General features: G+C 37.6%; 16 protein-coding genes and 1 pseudogene. 5 read left to right on the top strand and 12 right to left on the bottom strand.

Features of this window, described 5'->3' with window-relative positions:
- Positions 1-1,440: a TolC family protein gene (locus JKA74_RS13800; RefSeq protein ID WP_201431793.1), complete on the bottom strand. Its 1,440-nt coding sequence runs from the start codon at positions 1,438-1,440 to the stop codon at positions 1-3.
- A 44-nt stretch (positions 1,441-1,484) separates the two neighbouring features.
- Complete coding sequence (sdaAB, locus tag JKA74_RS13795; RefSeq protein ID WP_201431792.1) at positions 1,485-2,162, bottom strand: L-serine ammonia-lyase, iron-sulfur-dependent subunit beta; 678 nt, start codon at positions 2,160-2,162, stop codon at positions 1,485-1,487.
- 93 nt (positions 2,163-2,255) lie between these two features.
- Between sdaAB and JKA74_RS13790 the strand changes: the two genes are divergently transcribed.
- The gene (locus tag JKA74_RS13790) at positions 2,256-3,083 is read left to right on the top strand and encodes an aminotransferase class IV (RefSeq protein ID WP_201431791.1); all 828 of its coding nucleotides are present in this window, start codon (positions 2,256-2,258) and stop codon (positions 3,081-3,083) included.
- Here JKA74_RS13790 and JKA74_RS13785 read toward each other — a convergent pair.
- Complete coding sequence (locus JKA74_RS13785) at positions 3,073-3,525, bottom strand: type I restriction enzyme HsdR N-terminal domain-containing protein (protein WP_201431790.1); 453 nt, start codon at positions 3,523-3,525, stop codon at positions 3,073-3,075. The genes JKA74_RS13790 and JKA74_RS13785 overlap by 11 nt on opposite strands.
- 76 nt (positions 3,526-3,601) lie before the next feature.
- On the opposite strand from JKA74_RS13785, the gene JKA74_RS13780 reads away from it, so the two are divergent.
- The 3 genes from JKA74_RS13780 to JKA74_RS13770 all read left to right on the top strand — a co-directional run bounded on the left by JKA74_RS13780 (position 3,602) and on the right by JKA74_RS13770 (position 6,468).
- Positions 3,602-4,396: an AMP nucleosidase gene (locus JKA74_RS13780; protein ID WP_201431789.1), complete on the top strand. Its 795-nt coding sequence runs from the start codon at positions 3,602-3,604 to the stop codon at positions 4,394-4,396.
- 11 nt (positions 4,397-4,407) lie between these two features.
- Entirely contained in the window at positions 4,408-6,045 is a 1,638-nt protein-coding gene (locus tag JKA74_RS13775; RefSeq protein ID WP_201431788.1) for an amidohydrolase, read from the top strand.
- A 75-nt stretch (positions 6,046-6,120) separates the two neighbouring features.
- Positions 6,121-6,468: a nucleotide pyrophosphohydrolase gene (locus tag JKA74_RS13770; RefSeq protein ID WP_201431787.1), complete on the top strand. Its 348-nt coding sequence runs from the start codon at positions 6,121-6,123 to the stop codon at positions 6,466-6,468.
- 12 nt (positions 6,469-6,480) lie between these two features.
- Here the strand turns inward: JKA74_RS13770 and JKA74_RS13765 are convergent, their stop codons facing one another.
- The 7 genes from JKA74_RS13765 to JKA74_RS13735 all read right to left on the bottom strand — a co-directional run bounded on the left by JKA74_RS13765 (position 6,481) and on the right by JKA74_RS13735 (position 13,317).
- Positions 6,481-7,029: a hypothetical protein gene (locus JKA74_RS13765; protein WP_201431786.1), complete on the bottom strand. Its 549-nt coding sequence runs from the start codon at positions 7,027-7,029 to the stop codon at positions 6,481-6,483.
- Position 7,030: 1 nt separating this feature from the next.
- Positions 7,031-8,203, bottom strand: coding sequence for an outer membrane protein assembly factor BamB family protein (locus tag JKA74_RS13760; protein WP_201431785.1), 1,173 nt, complete (start codon positions 8,201-8,203; stop codon positions 7,031-7,033).
- A 92-nt stretch (positions 8,204-8,295) separates the two neighbouring features.
- The gene (locus tag JKA74_RS13755; RefSeq protein ID WP_201431784.1) at positions 8,296-9,474 is read right to left on the bottom strand and encodes an outer membrane protein assembly factor BamB family protein; all 1,179 of its coding nucleotides are present in this window, start codon (positions 9,472-9,474) and stop codon (positions 8,296-8,298) included.
- Between the two features lie 7 nt (positions 9,475-9,481).
- Entirely contained in the window at positions 9,482-9,817 is a 336-nt protein-coding gene (locus tag JKA74_RS13750; protein ID WP_201431783.1) for a hypothetical protein, read from the bottom strand.
- Positions 9,818-9,898: 81 nt separating this feature from the next.
- Positions 9,899-11,056 (bottom strand): outer membrane protein assembly factor BamB family protein, encoded by a 1,158-nt coding sequence (locus JKA74_RS13745; RefSeq protein ID WP_236587809.1) that lies wholly within the window; start codon positions 11,054-11,056, stop codon positions 9,899-9,901.
- Between the two features lie 36 nt (positions 11,057-11,092).
- Positions 11,093-12,409 (bottom strand): lipase family alpha/beta hydrolase, encoded by a 1,317-nt coding sequence (locus JKA74_RS13740; RefSeq protein ID WP_201431781.1) that lies wholly within the window; start codon positions 12,407-12,409, stop codon positions 11,093-11,095.
- Positions 12,410-12,420: 11 nt separating this feature from the next.
- Entirely contained in the window at positions 12,421-13,317 is an 897-nt protein-coding gene (locus JKA74_RS13735) for a hypothetical protein (RefSeq protein WP_201431780.1), read from the bottom strand.
- Positions 13,318-13,614: 297 nt separating this feature from the next.
- On the opposite strand from JKA74_RS13735, the pseudogene JKA74_RS20780 reads away from it, so the two are divergent.
- Positions 13,615-13,722, top strand: a pseudogene (locus tag JKA74_RS20780) (pyrophosphatase); the annotation flags it as partial.
- A gap of 22 nt (positions 13,723-13,744) precedes the next feature.
- Here the strand turns inward: JKA74_RS20780 and JKA74_RS13730 are convergent.
- Positions 13,745-15,469, bottom strand: coding sequence for an amidohydrolase (locus JKA74_RS13730; protein WP_201431779.1), 1,725 nt, complete (start codon positions 15,467-15,469; stop codon positions 13,745-13,747).
- A gap of 622 nt (positions 15,470-16,091) precedes the next feature.
- Complete coding sequence (locus tag JKA74_RS13725) at positions 16,092-16,847, bottom strand: LytR/AlgR family response regulator transcription factor (protein WP_201431778.1); 756 nt, start codon at positions 16,845-16,847, stop codon at positions 16,092-16,094.
- Positions 16,848-16,854 lie beyond the last annotated feature (7 nt).

The following is a 16,854-nucleotide window of genomic DNA, read 5'->3' as shown; positions in this document are numbered from 1 at the left end:
TTAAAAATTTAAAGGTTTACCCTGATAAAAATCCAATACTTTTAATTTAAAAATATAATCATATTTAGCACGCACCAAATCTGATCGTACCCTTTCATAATCGTTCTTTATCTGTGTGTATTCAACAGCATCAGTAGCACCAAGCTGCAACCTTTGCTCGGCATTATCAAATGATAATTGTGCAGCCTCCAGACTATTTTCCAAAGCAGAATAAGCCTTAGCAGCAGATTTCACATCTAAATATGCCTGCTCTATAGTCTGCTGCAACTGGTTTTTGGCATTAATAAGTTGATATTCTGTATTTTTTTGAGTGAGAATAGCTTGTTCTACATTATTCTTCACCTGAAATTTATTAAAAATCGGAATATTCAATGAAAGTCCCACAAATTGTCTTTGATTAAAATCCAACTGATTCCAGTATGTATTTTCAGTAAATTCCGAGGGCACTTCTCTTTCTGCAAAAACCGGGTACTGAGAGTCATCAGGTAATTGCACAAAACCAATCTGTTGCGTTATCACCTGGTTTTCAGAACCTAAAACAGGAAAAACATCCGGAGCCGCACTTGAATAAGCAGTAGATAAGGCTGCATTCAGACTCAAGGAAGGAAAATAGTTACTTCTGGCAACCCCTACTCCATACATGGCACTTTCTGTCCTAGCCCTTGCCGCTTTTATAACAGGTTGGTTTTGCAACGCATAAAGGTATACCTGGGAAGAATTTTCAATAAGCACTTCCTCTTCCGGTTCCGGCAAAGTAGGAATCTCAATTTCAAATTCTACATCTCCCGGAATTTGTAAGGCTTGCTTCAATTGTAACTTGGAGAGTTCCAGGTTATTTTCAGCCCTGATTACTTCCAGTTCATCATTGGCCATTTGCTGCCTGATTTGCAATAAGTCGGCCATAGGCAAGGCGCCTATTTCCACTTGTTTGTCCACGCGGTTTTGCTGCGATTGTGTAGTCCCCAGTCGTAATTGTGCGGTTTCCAACAATTCCATGTTAAAAAGAATATTTGTGTAAAAGGTAACCACATTTAAAATCACATCATTTTGTGTGCTTTGCAAATCATAAGTAGAGGCCAAAAGGTTTTTTTGATCTCTTTTGACGGAGTTTCGAATTTCAAAACCATTAAAAATGGGAACACTTGCATTTATGGATGCATTTTGGGAATTAATTCCCTGATCAATTATGGTATTGGTAAATGGATCAATAGAACGACCTTTGGAAGTATTAAAGCTTACATTGGCGTTCATATCTGGCAAACTCCGCATCCTGGAACCAAACAAATTAATATCTGCACTTTGTGCATCTAACTCAGATTGCTTGATCTGAATATTATGCTCCAATGCATAATCTATACATTGCTGTAAAGACCACTTATCCTGGCCCAGCAATTGTGTAGCACACAAACACAAAACAATTAAAAAAATATTTTTCACCATTTCAAAATTTCATTTAAAACTACTTATTTGTCCTATTTCTCTATTTACAAATCAATATCAGGAATATAGATTACCTCCATCACCCAATCCAAACTTTTCAAATACTCCAATGAAATGGGTTTTAAACCGGAATCCATTTCTATCACCAAGCAAGCAATATCATTTTTACCTTTTCGGGATACACTCATTGTTGCTATGTTCACTTTATCATTATTTAAAATATTAGAGATAAAGGCTATACTCCCCTGGGTATCTTTTGCTGTAATGATAAGTGTATGCATGGCAGCTGAAAAATTAGCTGTAAACCCATTTACTTTAGTGATATTGATTACACCACCTCCGCGGCTTTCACCAATAACTTCCACTTTTCTATCCCCTTTTGTAAGGTTCAATTTAATGGTATTAGGATGAAAAGTAGCTGCATTTCCTATAGATTTAAAAGAAAAAGTCAATCCATTTTCTTCTGCAAAGTCAAAGGCATTTTTAATGCGTTTATCATCCGTTTTATAATTAAGCAAGCCGGCAATAATGGCTCTGTCACTACCGTGGCCTTCGTAAGTTCTCGCAAAGGAATTATAAAAAGTAATTACCGCATTGTCCGGAATACCTCCTAAAACCTTAATAGCAGCTCGGGCAATTCTTACTACTCCGGCTGTATGTGAACTGGAAGGACCTATCATTACTGGACCTATCATATCAAAAACACTGCTACGTTCTGCCATAATTCAAATTAAAGTTCAATATTAGACAAATATTTCGAGGCAAGAAAGCTAAATTGATGAATGGAAGTAAGAAGTTTTAAAAGCGAATATACAATGATTAACTACAATGGTAAATTTCTAAACTCCAATTCAAACACGGTAAAATTTAATAATCGCGCTTTGAACTACGGAGATGGGATTTTTGAAACAATTATCTATCATAATGAAGACATGGCACTTCTCGAGCTTCACTGGGAAAGGCTGCTTGAAGGTGCTGAAATGTTAAAAATAAATTTGCCTTTTGACCTGGATCATCTTCAAAAAAATATTCTTGAACTGCTCAAAACAAATGATTTACTCAAAAAAAGAGCAAGGATAAAACTCATAGTTTGGCGTGCCCCGGGTGGTCTTTATACGCCTGAAAGTTCGGATTCCCATTTCCTGATTACAGCCTCAACATCCGCTCGGAAACCCTTTAAACAATTCAAAAATGTATTGACTTCCCAAACAGTTTTCTTACAAGCTTCACAGTTTAGTCATCTAAAAACCATTTCTGCATTGCCATATGTTTTGGCTGGCCTTGAAAAAAAAGAAAGGGGGGCTGAAGAGCTGATTCTGACAGATAAAGAGGGTAATATTGCAGAAGCAAGTGCTTCCAATATTTTCATCTATTCAGCCCAAAAAGAAACTTTTTATACCCCTCCTCTTTCCTGCGGGGGAATCAATGGAGTGAGCAGAAGGTTCATTTTGAAAGAAATGGAGCAAAATGGGATTGCCTATCAGGAAGTAAAAATGAAAGTAAGTGACTTGAACGAGCAAACAGCGGTTTTCACTACCAATGTATCCGGTATCAATCAGATTTTGGTGCTCGATGGTGTGGAATTACACATGGGAGAAAAGGCTTTTTATATTTTAAACAACCTTTTTCCATTCAACCATTAATGGCTTGCTGGTAATCAGGTATTGAGGCTTCAAATTTTAACTCTTTTTCATCAGGTCTGAAGCAAAAGTGTTCTTTTCCATTGGTTAGCAACATATACTTCGCCTTCACCTTACTAAAATAAGAGGAAATTTGCGCAAAAGATTTTTGAGTTATTTTGATTTCTGGAGCCTTGCATTCCACTAATAAAAGAGGAACCATATTGGGTCCATAGGCAATTAAATCAGTCCTTTTCTGGCGTTCGTGATATTTCAGGCCTGTTTCCATACTAATCAGGGAAGCTGAATAACCTTTATGGTGTACCAGGAAATTCAGGAAATGCTGTCTTACCCATTCTTCAGGGCTTAAAACCAGATATTTCTTCCTGATAGGATCAAAAATATGTATCTTTCCGTCCAATTTTTGCAAGTCCGGCTCATAAGGAGGGAGATTCAATCTTTCCATTATTAATTTCTATGGGAGAACAACAAAATAACAATCAAAAATTGAATAATTTACCAATAAACATAAAAACTACTCAATGAAGACTAAAAAAGAAATTGTAGACAATTGGCTGCCACGATACACCGGAACAGGCTTAGATGATTTCGGTGACTATATTTTATTGACCAACTTCATCACCTACGTGGATTTATTCGCTAAACAATATAATGTAGAGATTAAAGGCAAGGATAAGCCCATGCAGACAGCTACTGCGGAAGGTATTACCATTATCAATTTCGGAATGGGAAGTTCCGTTGCCGCCACGGTAATGGATCTATTATCTGCCACCATGCCTAAAGCTGTTTTGTTTTTGGGGAAATGTGGTGGTATAAAAAGCAAATCAAAAATTGGCGACTTAATTTTACCACTTGCAGGTATCAGAGGCGAAGGTACCAGCAATGATTATATGCCGCCTGAAGTTCCTGCTTTGCCTTCTTTCCGTCTGCAAAGAGCTGTATCATCCATGATCCAGAAACATGGGTTGGACTATTATACAGGTACCGTATTTACCACTAACCGCAGGGTATGGGAACATGATGATGAATTTAAAGACTATTTGAAAAAAATCAGGGCGATGGCAGTGGATATGGAAACAGCCACCATATTTTCCGTAGGCTTTGTCAACAGTATTCCCCGTGGTGCTTTGCTATTAGTATCAGATAATCCCATGACTCCGGATGGAGTAAAAACAGCTGAAAGTGACTTGAAAGTAACAGGTAATTTTGTGAACTATCATTTACAAATTGGGATAGATTCGTTAATTGAATTAAAAAATTCCGGTGCCTCTGTAAAGCACTTGAGATTTACTGAAACCTTATTTGATAATGATTAAAATTAATATCTATGAGAAATAATTTACTATTACTTCTCTTACTAGTCCTTAGCTTTTCTTGCAGCCAAAAGGAAGAGGTGGATTATTTATTCTATAATGGCAAAGTGTATCAGGCTAATGAAGAATTCAAGGTAACCGGAGCCTTTGCCATTAAAAACAGCCGTTTTGTAGCGGTTGGCAATGATCAGGACATCCTCAATCACTACGAGTCTGCTCATACAATTGATCTGGCAAAGGCTCCTGTCTATCCCGGATTTATTGATGGGCATGCTCATTTTTATCGCTATAGTTTGGGTTTAAGAGATGTGGATCTGGGTGGAACAAAATCTTTTAACGAGATAATTGAAAGGTTACAAAAACATGCAGAAGAATACCCGGAAGAGGAATGGCTTCTGGGCAGAGGTTGGGACCAGAATGACTGGGACAATAATGAATTTCCGGACAGAGACACACTGGATCTGCTTTTCCCTAATAAGGTAATTATGTTGACCAGAGTGGATGGCCATGCGGTACTGACCAATAAAAAAGGATTGGATTTAGCCGGAATCAATGCACAATCACGGATTCCCGGAGGAGAAATTATTCTTAAAAATGGTAAAGCAAGCGGTGTGCTGATTGACAATGCTATTTATGCCCTTAGCAAAGAAATGCCCGAAATCCCTCTGGAAAGAAAAAAGGAATTATTGTTAAAGGGACAGGCCAACTGCTTTGAAGTAGGTATTACTTCGCTTGCAGATGCTGGTCTGGACAAGGACCAGATTGAGCTGATGAGTACTATGCAAAAAGAAAGGAGTTTAAAAATGCGTACCTATGCCATGATTAACCCTAGTGAAGAAAATATGAATTATTACTTCGGTCAGGGACATATAAAAACCGATCAGATGCATGTGCGCTCTTTCAAAATTTATGGAGATGGCGCTTTAGGTTCAAGAGGTGCTTGTCTGGTGGAACCTTATACTGATATGCCCACTACCAATGGTTTTTTATTGAGCGATATTGGCAGGTTCGACAGCCTGGCAAAAATAATTTTAGCAAAGGATTTCCAGATGAATACGCATTGTATAGGTGACTCAGCCAACAGGGTGATCACCGGGATTTATGGTAAATACCTGAAAGGAAAAAATGACAAAAGATGGCGTATTGAGCATGCTCAGGTAGTGAAACGATCCGACATCTCAAAATTTGGTTTATATAATATCCTTCCTTCAGTGCAACCCACACATGCTACTTCTGATATGTATTGGGCGGAAGAAAGGTTAGGGAAGGAAAGAATAGAAACCGCTTATGCTTATCAGGAGTTATTGAAACAAAATGGCAAATTAATATTAGGCTCTGATTTTCCTGTGGAAGATATCAATCCTTTATTTGGCTTTCATGCGGCAGTTGCCAGGCAAGATGGCAACAATTACCCTGATGGTGGTTTCCAGTCTGAAAATGCCCTTTCAAGGGAAGAAGCCTTAAAAGGAATGACTTTATGGGCGGCATATGGTCAATTTGAAGAAGCTGAAAAAGGCAGTATTGAAAAAGGAAAATTTGCTGATTTCGTGATACTGGATCAGGATATAATGGAAGTAGAGCCGGGAAGGATGCGCAGGACACAAGTGATGCAAACATGGATTGGCGGAGAGAAAGTGTATAGTGCGGAATAGTTAAACTTTATAAAAATCATCAGATGGCTGTTTGACAGGACTCATAGCCATCTGATGGTTAAAGTAAAATAATTTATGACACAAAAACCTAAAGATATCACCCTCAACGAGGCACAGCAAAAAGTAGATGAGTGGATAAAGACAGTTGGAGTTCGTTATTTTAATGAACTCACCAATATGGCCATTCTTACTGAAGAAGTGGGTGAAGTAGCCAGGTTAATTGCCCGTAAATACGGTGAGCAGTCCTTTAAGGAAAGTGACAAAAACAAAGACCTGGGGGATGAAATGGCCGATGTACTTTGGGTGCTCATTTGCCTGGCCAACCAAACGGGAGTAAATCTCACTGAAGCCCTGGAAAGGAATTTTGAAAAGAAGACATCAAGGGATAAGGACAGGCATAAAGGAAATGAGAAGTTGGGGTGATTACGATTCAGATTAAAAAGCTAAACCATAAATAAATCCTGCTTCAATCAAAGCAGCTCCTACTCCCACGTTTATATTGGTTCCAAAATTTTTGTAAATAAAAAAGTTGGCACCTGCTCTAAAGGCGGGAAAAATTTCTTTTGCCAATAAAGGGGTATCGTAATAATAGAAGGTTATCCCGCCATATGGATCAAACCATCTAAGGTTATGGTTTCGAATTAAATGAAACTCCAGTCCAAGACCTGTCACCATACTTTTAGTGGGGCATGGAAAGTCAGTGAGTGTTCCTGAGACTTTTTCATATTCATAGCCGAAGTAGAATGTAGCGGAAATACGTGGGAAAATGTGGTGATCTATTTGAGCAGATAATGGTACTATCGCTTGCCGTTCAAAACGATTAGGTTGTCTGAGTTCATCCAAAGACAAAAGTCCGGGATAGCCTGAGCTCAGCTTAAACAGTACTTTATATTTAGCATCGGGAACAATTGACTGTCCTGATAATTCTAATTGAGCAATTAGCATCGTTAGTAGAAGCAGAAGAGTAGTAGTAATTCTTTTCATATCACCTCAAAGTAGGATAACAATAAGCATGGGTATAGCTGGCGGTATAAATTCTGTTGTTTTCATGATCAATATTCATTACGGGTTGGAAAAACGCTCCTCCATCTTTGGAAAAGGAAGGCGCTTCTATAGCCATTAAACTTTCGCCAGAAGTAGCATCTACAGCTCTAAGCTTAGTACCTCCTGTATAATAAATTACTCCATTATGGTATCGTAACCTGCTTCCCGCTCTGGAAGGAACTTGCCAGAGAACATTTCCCTTTTTTGTATCAATAGCGTACAGGGAAAATTCAGTATTTATAAACAGACTATAATCATTTACTAGACAAAACCCCGATCTACTTGCATTTCCATCTAACGATATTTCCCAATTAGTGTCAAATGAATCTTTATCTATGCTAACAATTGCCCCATGAATTGATAAGAATATTGATTCATCATTTTCCTGAGGTGGATCATCTAAAAATCTATTGTAACTATAATCAATCTCAATAACCTTACTTCTAGTAAATTGCTTTATTTGCAAATCAAATTGAGTGAGCATTATCCTACCAATAGAAAAATCTTGTTTCCCAATATTGATCGGTAGTAGTATAGTACCATCATCATATGCTTTTGCAAAACGCATATGATAAGATAAACTATCATCATTATTCAGCGTCATAATAGGTTCCCATGAAAAAGAATTTAAGCTTGTGCTTTTCAATTCTGTCTTTTTATTATCTACACTAGAAAAGGAAGCCACAAGTAGGCTTTCATTAATTAAATTTAGAAATGCACCACCAAAACCATCTGATTCCGCTTTTGCTGCATAATGAGTTGTAACACCAAAATCGAGGTCAACAGCATAGTAAATACCAGTATAACCAAAGAAGATATTTCTATTAACTACGTTTTCAGCTTGATAATTAAATTGACCATAGGAATTATCAATTGTTCCATCCCATTTCCAAATCAACTTACCATTATTTTTATCAAATGCTTCAAGTGTGCTGTTTGCTGAAAAATCATTTTTCTTTTTATCTAAAGCAGAGAAAATAACTTTATCATTGTGAATAATAGGGTCAATGGAGGAAAAATAGCCCACATTAAAATTATATTCCCATAATGGCTGATAGGAATCTTTATCTGCGTCTTTATCCTCAAATAAACTACATGAGCTTAAAAAGCTCATGCAGCCAATGATTAAAATTATCAAACGATTTCTCATCTATTTATATTCCTGTACTTCTAACGGAAGCATCTTTTCTTTTTGCCAAACCATCATCACCTCAAAGTAGGATAACAATAAGCATGGGTATAGCTGGCGGTATAAATTCTGTCGTTTTCCTGATCAATAGTCATTACGGGTTGGAAAAATGCGCCATCATCCACAGCCCGGGAAGGAGCTTCAAAAGCTAAAAGCTTCTCTCCGGTGGTGGCATCAATCGCATTGAATTTGGCTCCTCCGATATAGTAGATCACATCTTTATGGTATTGCATGCGGCTACTTATACCTTCATCATCACCTTCAAATCGCCATAGGATATTTCCGTTTTCCGGATTCAGACAATATACACCAAATTCCGTATTAGCATAAAGGTTACCATTTGGTGCCAAAATAAATCCGGAAAAATCCATATTGCCTTTTAGAGCAGTATTCCACTTTACACGGCCAGTAAAAAAATCCACACAAATTATGACCTCACTGATGCTTGTAAAAATATTATCATCCTCTGATATAGGATAATGTTTTGAAGAAAAGCTTAATTCAGCATCCAATAAATCTACATTATAAATTAAGCTATCTGTATCTAAGCTATAAAGAGCTATCTTGTTTTGAGTTTTATTATCTTCCCTAAGAAAGCCTGTATTTAATAACAAATATTTCATACCATTTTTCAATATTAACATAGGAGCACTAGCTTCATATACCTCTAAAGTTTCAATAACTTCGGAAGTTTCCAGACTCATGGTGTATATTATGCCATTTCTTTCAGAATCTTTACCAGCAAAATAGATTTTGTTCTCAAACACATAGATTCCACTGTAGATATTTTGAAATTGATTGTCCTTCCAAATTGTTGAGCCATTTTCAGTATTGATTTTATAAATTCTTGGACCACTTTGAATTACAAGCTGGTCATCAATAAAATAACTAATATCATTTCCTAAGAACTCCTCATAAGAGTCTTTAAAAGTATCTTTCCAAACCCATTGAGTAATAGCTGTTTCAGAATCTAAGGAGGTAAGCGTACTTGGAGATGAAAAATCATTTCTTAAATCCTGTACAGGTGAATAAATTACCCCTGAGCTACTAAGAACTGGATTAATGGTATTAGTGTACCCTACTCCAAAACTCTTCTCCCAAATGGGTTTATAGCTCTCATCTTTAATGTTATCATCTTGACAAAAAATACTACAGCTAGTCAAAAAAAAGGCGAAAAATATAAATTTCAAATTCATGTTAACTTTAATTTCTTCCTGACCTTTCAAAAACCTCATTTGTCCTACTAAAAACACTATTTAAAATTCTTGTCATCTCTCTATGATTCCCTACTTCCAAATGATTTACACCTTCAGCGGTATATACATCTCTATCAGCCATTCTATCCATCCTTTGGGTACTTAAGGGTACTAAACCATCGCTACCCTCATTGATCCTTCTGGTAGCGGTATAATATTCTGCCACCAACCTGCAGTCGTCAGATGGAGGCGGGCAGTCTATATCGTATACCGGATCACATCCCTCGCCAGGCAATGGCAATGGCTGGATAGCCATCGACCTGCCACCAGGTAGCGGATCCAACCCTCCGCCTCCACCACATTGGTAAACGTAGCGGTAGTCGGTATAGGTTTCTGTTCTTACAGCTCCAATAATGGTTTGTTATCATCTCAAAGTAGGGTAACAATACGCATGGGTATAACTGGCGGTATAAATCCTGTCATTTTCATGGTCGATTGTTATCACAGACTGAAAAAATGCACCATCATCTTCAGCTCTGGAAGGTGCTTCTATAGCCATTAAACTTTCACCAGTAATAGCATCTACAGCTCTAAGTGAAGTGCCTCCTGTATAATATATTACTCCTTTGTGGTATTGTAAACGACTTGCTGCCCTGGATTCCTTTTGCCAAAGAATATTACCATTTTCCGGATCTATAGAATATAAATAAAACTCTGTATTCACATAAAAGCCATCATCTTCCGTATATAAAATACCAGATCTACTACTATTTCCATTTAATTCCTTCTGCCAAATTAATTCTCCACTATTCTTATTAATACAGGCTACTAAACCACTCAATGATAAAAAAATTCTATCTCCGTATAATACTGGTGAGTAGTCAATTGAATGGCTACCGCTTTGAATTGAGATAGCAACATTCAATAGTTCACTTTTCTCTGTGAAGTTATAAATTAGTAAATGAGGTCTGCTTTCCCCCCCACTCCATCTTGAATATGGAAAGTAAACCTTCCCTGGAAAAGAATTATCAAATAAAGCATGCCGAACATAGTACATAGAAGAATCATTATTCTCAAACTCAAATAAAGTTTCCCAGCTAAAGGATTCCAAACTGGTGTATTTCATTATTTCTTTCTTCTCATCATAACTTAAAAAAGAAGAAAATATATAATTATCTCTCCCGCTAAAGCTTTGTCCGTTTAATTTAGGTTCTTCTATATGATGTACTGTCTGACCTCCATTTAAGTCAATAGCATAATCTATACCTGTTGAAATATATAAGATATGACCATTTAAATAACTATCTCTTAAATTATTAAATTGATCGTAAGAATCCTTTACTGTTTCATCCCATTTCCAAACCAGCTGACCATTACTCTTATCAAAGGCTTCAAGTGTGCTGTTTGCTGAAAAATCATTTTTCTTTTCCTCTAAAGCAGAAAAAATAACTTTATCGTTGTAAAGAACAGGATCAATGGAGGAAAAATAGCCTATATCAAAATTATATTCCCATAGTGGCTGATAAGAATCTTTATCCGAATCTTTATTCTCAAACAAATTGCATGAGCTTAATAAGCTCATGCAAAATATATAGGATATTACTATTAATCTCATATTTCAATTACTTCTCTCAGGTCTGTTAAATGGTGGACTGGTCTTATTAAAAATAGTATTTAATATTTCTGTCATTCTAGGATGATTTCCTACTTCCAAATGATTCACTCCCTCAGCAGTATATACATCTCTATCAGCCATTCTATCCATTCTTTGGGTACTTAAAGGCACCAATCCATCACTGCCCTCATTCACCCTTCTGGTGGCGGTATAATATTCTGCCACCACCCTGCAATCGTCAGATGGAGGCGGGCAGTCTATATCGTACACCGGATCGCATCCCTCGCCAGGCAATGGCAATGGCTGGATAGCCATCGATCTGCCACCAGGTAGCGGATCCAAATCCCCACCATCACATTTATAAACGTAGCGGTAGTCGGTATAGGTTTCCGTTCTTACAGCTCCTATGATGGTATTGAAGTCTGCTGCAAAATTAACCTTGAGGAAATTCTCCCCCCTGGCATATTTGTTTTTTAAGCCGGTATAGTAAGCAAATTGTATACCTCCTGTCCATCTTAATACATTATAGGTATCTTTAAAAGCTTTGTAATAACTGGCTGCCTGGTTTCTTCTGCCAACCAATTCACCATCATCAAAAGAATGTAAAGCCTCTTCCTCAGGGGGATTTAAAGCTGCTGCCCCAATCCTTAAACCCTGCTCATCATTCTCCTCGCAAATAATATTCAAGATAGGAATATTTGCATTACGATTGTTCAATGTATTTAAATAACTGCTATTGGGACTTAATTCGGTAGCTGTTTGCCTAGTGATATCCACAAACCGGTTATTGACCATATCGAGTAAAACTACGTAAACTTCATCCGTGAGTTGCCGAATAGTCCTGCCCGCAATAGTAACAGTAAGGGCATTAATAGTGATATCGGCAGATGGACCGGCCACCAAATCCTGAAAGCCGGCTTCTATTGCAGGTATTACCTGATTGCTTCTTATACTATTTAAGGCATGAACACCTTTATTGGGAGAAGCCACAGTCACAATTCCTCCCACAATTCCGGGAAATGACCTTTCCAGTTCGCGGGATACAATCCCTCCCATGCTATGGCCAATTATAACATTCTGTGTAGAATTTACAATTTGACCATCTACTGTATTGGCCGAACTCAATACCCCGTTGAGAAAATTATTTTCATAGGAAGGTGAGCTGGAAGTCAGCTGCCGGGAATTCTGAAAATTCTGTTCATACAATTGCCACCTACCGGGCACTCCTCCTCCAAAGCCATGTAACCAATATACTCTATCGTTTTGGGCATTTCCTAAAAAAGGTATTGCCAGCATACATATGATTAATAAATTTTTCATTTGGTTGAAATTTAAAGGTTAATAGTTATTGTAAAATCCTCATAATTGGATAATGTAACACTTTTGAAGAAATCGCCATTTTCATCTGTTTCATAGTGTTCTTCATGGGCATAATCCAGTTTTGGTATTCCATTTTCATCTTTATACTGGAAAATGGAACGGGCTACAACACTTAAATCAGCATCGTAAACAGATGCATACCTCAGGGTATTGGTACCTTTATGAATGATGAGCTCATTAGTTCTTTCTATACCGGTACCATCTGTAAATTTATTCCTTAGCACATTGTAATAAGGGCTATCGTCATAGTCGTTCTTAAGGGGATCCGCTATCCGACCTTGCGTATTTGCTGCGGGATCAAAGTCCTTCGGCATCATAAACATAACTCCCCCGGAAATGGTAGATTGTAAATAGGATTCATTGATCGCTCCATTCTGAACCTGAACAAATACTTCGTTAAACAATTGGTTGATTTCAGGCAACTCAAATTCATCAAGTAACTTTCTATTGGCATCATATAAATGCATCATACCATTTTTGTAATGTTGAAATTTTATTTCAGCATTTGTTGAGGGAAGGCTTTCGTTGATGTCACCCGTTTGGATCGATGGAATTAAACTTTCACTAAACATCTCTACCTCACCGGTATTCATTAATTTTATTTCAATCTTTTCTCTTTTAACAATGGGGGCTTCCCTGTTAGTAGAAGCAATTCCACCACCATTTAGATATTCATTAAACTCATGGGTTTCCAATTGATAGGAAATGTTCAATAATTCATTTCCGCCAGACATCCCAAAGAGATCATCCACAAACATGACATCTTTGTTACAAGACAGCAGAAAGAGAGGAAAAATAAGGGCACAGATTTTTACCCTTAAGAAAAGGGCATTGATGGGTTTTTTCATGACTTTTGATTTTGGTTTATGGGGGTAAATAAATATAAATAATTTTGTTTGACCAAATTATTCCATAATAATTATACAATAAGTAACATTAACAAAAACAAAATAATATAATTATTAGGCTTTGTTTTTCCTACACTTACGGTTAGGAAACGTATCAATATGTTTGTATTTTCGCTAACGGATGCTTGATATAAGCTTTATTTGGGGTATATAAAATAAAAAACTCCTTCATTTGAATTTCAATACTCTCCTCAAGGCCTACATCTTAAAATAAGATTAAATCAAGAATAGCTTTTTTTATTTAATCAAACCGGGGTGAACCTCACCGAAGCCCTGGAAAGGAATTTTGAAAAGAAAACATCAAGGGATAAGGACAGGCATAAAGGAAATGAGAAGCTGAAATAATCAGCTTCCCGTTTTTAAGCTCCTATTGTTCAAAAACCACTTTACCTCCAAAAATTGTCTTTAGCACCTTAGTTGTTAAAATTTTCTCTTCAGGAATAGTCATGATATCCTGATCAAACACAACAAAGTCGGCTAGCTTACCAACTTCAATGGAGCCTTTTATATTTTCCTCAAAAGCACCATAAGCCGCATCTAAAGTATAAGAACGCAAGGCTTGCTCTCTGGTCATTTTTTGAGCCGGTTCATAACCTCCTTCCGGTTTTCCTTCTAAGGTTTTACGTGTAACGCTGGCATAATAGCTGGCTAAAGGATTAATAGGCTCCACCGGCACATCCGTACCATTTACGATAGGAACACCCGATTGCAACAATGCCTGCCACATATATGCACCTTCTTCAATACGTTTTTGACCCAAACGGTCAATGGCCCATGGCCTGTCGGACGACATATGCACGGCCTGCATGGCAGGAATAACACCTAATTCTGCAAATCTTGGAATATCTTCAGGATGCAAATGTTGCGCATGTTCAATTCTGAAACGGTGGTCAGCTACTTTTTCTGTACTTTCATTCATAGCCAATTCATACCTGTCCAATATTTCCCTGTTGGCTCTATCTCCAATGGCATGTGCACAAACCTGAAACCCATGCTTCAAACCATTTAATGCGGTCTCTTTCACGAATTCCATCGGCAAAGTTTCATGTCCGAAATGTCCCGGCCTGTCCGTATATTCTTCCAACAACCAGGCTCCGCGTGAACCTAATGCACCATCACAATTTAATTTCACCGAGCGGATAGTGAGCAAATTAGCGGAATCGATTTCCGGCCCGTTGGTGTACCATTCTTCCAGTAATTCTTTATCCCAGCCGGTGAGCATAGCGTATATTCTCACGCCCAACTTGCCTTCTTTCTTCATTTGCTGGTACAAAGCAATATTTTCTCTTCCGATCCCCGCATCATGAAAACTGGTAATCCCATTTCTATAACAGGCTTTTACTGCCAGGTCAAAAGCTTTCCTGTCTTTTTCTTCTGTACTTTCAGGAATATGTTGAGTAATTAAAGACATCGCCCTTTCATTGAAAATCCCTGTTGGATTGCCATTTTCATCTCTGAAAATCTCCCCTCCTTCTACTTCCTGATTGTTCAGACTTTCTTTGGATAAAGGCATCACTCCGGCTATTTGCATGGCTTTGGCATTGGCAAAACCGGCATGACCACTGGCATGGCGTAGGTATACCGGATTATCAGGAGAAACTTCACTTAACAGTTCATGTGTTTGAAAACCGTTGACCATGTCGTCCGGCATTTCAGTCCATTTACTTTGGTGCCATCCACGACCGGTAATCCACTGACCGGGTTCAGCATTGGCCACTGCTATCTTTATTTTTTCAATAATTTCCTGATAGCTTTTGGTATCCAATAAGTCTACATTGAGTTCATTATAACCCAAACCCATGAAATGCCCGTGCCCTTCTATTAAACCCGGTGTCATGGTTGCTCCTTTCAAATCTATTAATTGTGTTTTCTCTGTTTGATAAGCCGCTAGATCTTTCTCGGCTCCGGCAAAAATAATTTTATCGTTTTTCACAGCCACTGCTTCAACAGTAGGTTGTTGATCATTTACTGTATAAATAGTTCCGCCTTTAATAATAAGATCGGCTTTGATTTGATCGGATTGAGAATTGCATGCGAGGATGGAAAATGCCATCACACAAAGCATGCTTAATCTTAGGGAAAGTTTTTTCATAGAATACTGACTTTAATAAATTATCGATTCCAATTTAGAGAATGGATTCTTCACAAACAATGAGAATTCTTTGAATGGTTATAACCTGAGTTTTTAAATTAGGGTATAACTCCATTAAGACTTTCTTGCTCATGAGAAAAACTATCCCTTCTTCATCGTGATTTCATTATTATTTGTATGAGAACTGTAGTTTTGATTCGTTTGGGAAGGATAAATTAGTATGCTTAAAACTGAATTATTGGTAATAGGTTTTCCTTGTGCCGGAAGGGCACTTACTTTTTGTCTACTATATAACTAGCTCTATTGGTTAGTTGCTAAGCCGTCTTTTATAACTCACCCCTGATTCGTCTTCGACAAATCTGTCCCCTCTCTCCCGAGGAAAGAGGGAAGAAATCTCGTATAAATCCACATTCTTTTTTTTTAAAAATCTCTATTGGCACTTCGATCAATAATTCAAAATGACTGCTCCTAATATTCCCTTCTCTTCGGGAAAAGAGAAGGGAATATTAGGAGCGGAAGCGGGATGAGTTACACAAAAAGTAAGCAAAAAGAAACAACCTTTTGTATGTTTTTTTAACATAGAAAACTCAGGTTATAACTTACAAGAATAAGAAAACAAAACTCAACCGGCTGTCAGCCAGTTTTTGAAGGTGGTTACTTTTTCCCTGCTCATATCAATAGAAATAGCATTGGGATGTTTTAGAAATACAGTAAGGCCTTTGTAGGTGTTTTTTATTTTATCTACAGATTGGAGATGAATAATGAACTGGCGATTGGCCCGGAAAAATTGAGCCGGATTAAGCAATTGCTCCAACTCGTCCATGGTGTGAAAATCCGTCAAAAACCTTTCTCCATTGGTTTTATAGACAAAAATCAGCTCCTCCTTACAAAAATAAGCGATCTCCCGGGCCATCACCAAAACGCTGGCATTTTTCAGATTGACCAGGAATCTCTCTTTATAATGTGGCTGTGAGGCATTCATCTTTCTTACCAAATCAGCTAATTCCTGATGCGGAAAAACAGTCATCCTTTGTTGAAACTTATCCAGGGCTTTCTCCAATTCAGGCTTTGCTATGGGCTTCAATAAATAATCGATACTATGTACCTCAAAAGCTTTTAGTGCATACTGATCGTAGGCTGTTGTGAATATAACAGGGCATTTAGGTGGGAACTCTTCAAATATTTCAAAACTGATGCCATCCGATAATTGAATGTCAGCAAATATCAGCTCAGGTGGTGGATTAGTGGCAAACCATTGCTTTGCTTTTTTCACGCTCATTAAAACAGGGTGAATAAAAGCCTCCGGCAGCAACTCATTCAAAAGCTTTACCAATGTTTTGGCATTCAAGGACTCGTCTTCTATGATTAGGATATTCATTGATATT

The sequence above is a fragment of the Marivirga aurantiaca genome (genome assembly GCF_016679925.1).
In the GTDB taxonomy this organism is placed as follows: Bacteria; Bacteroidota; Bacteroidia; order Cytophagales; family Cyclobacteriaceae; genus Marivirga; species Marivirga aurantiaca.
The sequence above is the reverse complement of the archived record's forward strand: the minus strand, read 5'-3'. Positions and strand labels throughout refer to the sequence as shown.

Excerpts from the sequence above, each read along its gene's own strand:
- JKA74_RS13800 (WP_201431793.1), bottom strand. The coding sequence starts at position 1,440 with ATGGTGAAAAATATTTTTTTAATTGTTTTGTGTTTGTGTGCTACACAA.
- sdaAB (WP_201431792.1), bottom strand. The coding sequence starts at position 2,162 with ATGGCAGAACGTAGCAGTGTTTTTGATATGATAGGTCCAGTAATGATA.
- JKA74_RS13790 (WP_201431791.1), top strand. The coding sequence starts at position 2,256 with ATGATTAACTACAATGGTAAATTTCTAAACTCCAATTCAAACACGGTA.
- JKA74_RS13785 (WP_201431790.1), bottom strand. The coding sequence starts at position 3,525 with ATGGAAAGATTGAATCTCCCTCCTTATGAGCCGGACTTGCAAAAATTG.
- JKA74_RS13780 (WP_201431789.1), top strand. The coding sequence starts at position 3,602 with ATGAAGACTAAAAAAGAAATTGTAGACAATTGGCTGCCACGATACACC.
- JKA74_RS13775 (WP_201431788.1), top strand. The coding sequence starts at position 4,408 with ATGAGAAATAATTTACTATTACTTCTCTTACTAGTCCTTAGCTTTTCT.
- JKA74_RS13770 (WP_201431787.1), top strand. The coding sequence starts at position 6,121 with ATGACACAAAAACCTAAAGATATCACCCTCAACGAGGCACAGCAAAAA.
- JKA74_RS13765 (WP_201431786.1), bottom strand. The coding sequence starts at position 7,029 with ATGAAAAGAATTACTACTACTCTTCTGCTTCTACTAACGATGCTAATT.
- JKA74_RS13760 (WP_201431785.1), bottom strand. The coding sequence starts at position 8,203 with ATGAGCTTTTTAAGCTCATGTAGTTTATTTGAGGATAAAGACGCAGAT.
- JKA74_RS13755 (WP_201431784.1), bottom strand. The coding sequence starts at position 9,474 with ATGAATTTGAAATTTATATTTTTCGCCTTTTTTTTGACTAGCTGTAGT.
- JKA74_RS13745 (WP_236587809.1), bottom strand. The coding sequence starts at position 11,056 with ATGAGCTTATTAAGCTCATGCAATTTGTTTGAGAATAAAGATTCGGAT.
- JKA74_RS13740 (WP_201431781.1), bottom strand. The coding sequence starts at position 12,409 with ATGAAAAATTTATTAATCATATGTATGCTGGCAATACCTTTTTTAGGA.
- JKA74_RS13735 (WP_201431780.1), bottom strand. The coding sequence starts at position 13,317 with ATGAAAAAACCCATCAATGCCCTTTTCTTAAGGGTAAAAATCTGTGCC.
- JKA74_RS13730 (WP_201431779.1), bottom strand. The coding sequence starts at position 15,469 with ATGAAAAAACTTTCCCTAAGATTAAGCATGCTTTGTGTGATGGCATTT.
- JKA74_RS13725 (WP_201431778.1), bottom strand. The coding sequence starts at position 16,847 with ATGAATATCCTAATCATAGAAGACGAGTCCTTGAATGCCAAAACATTG.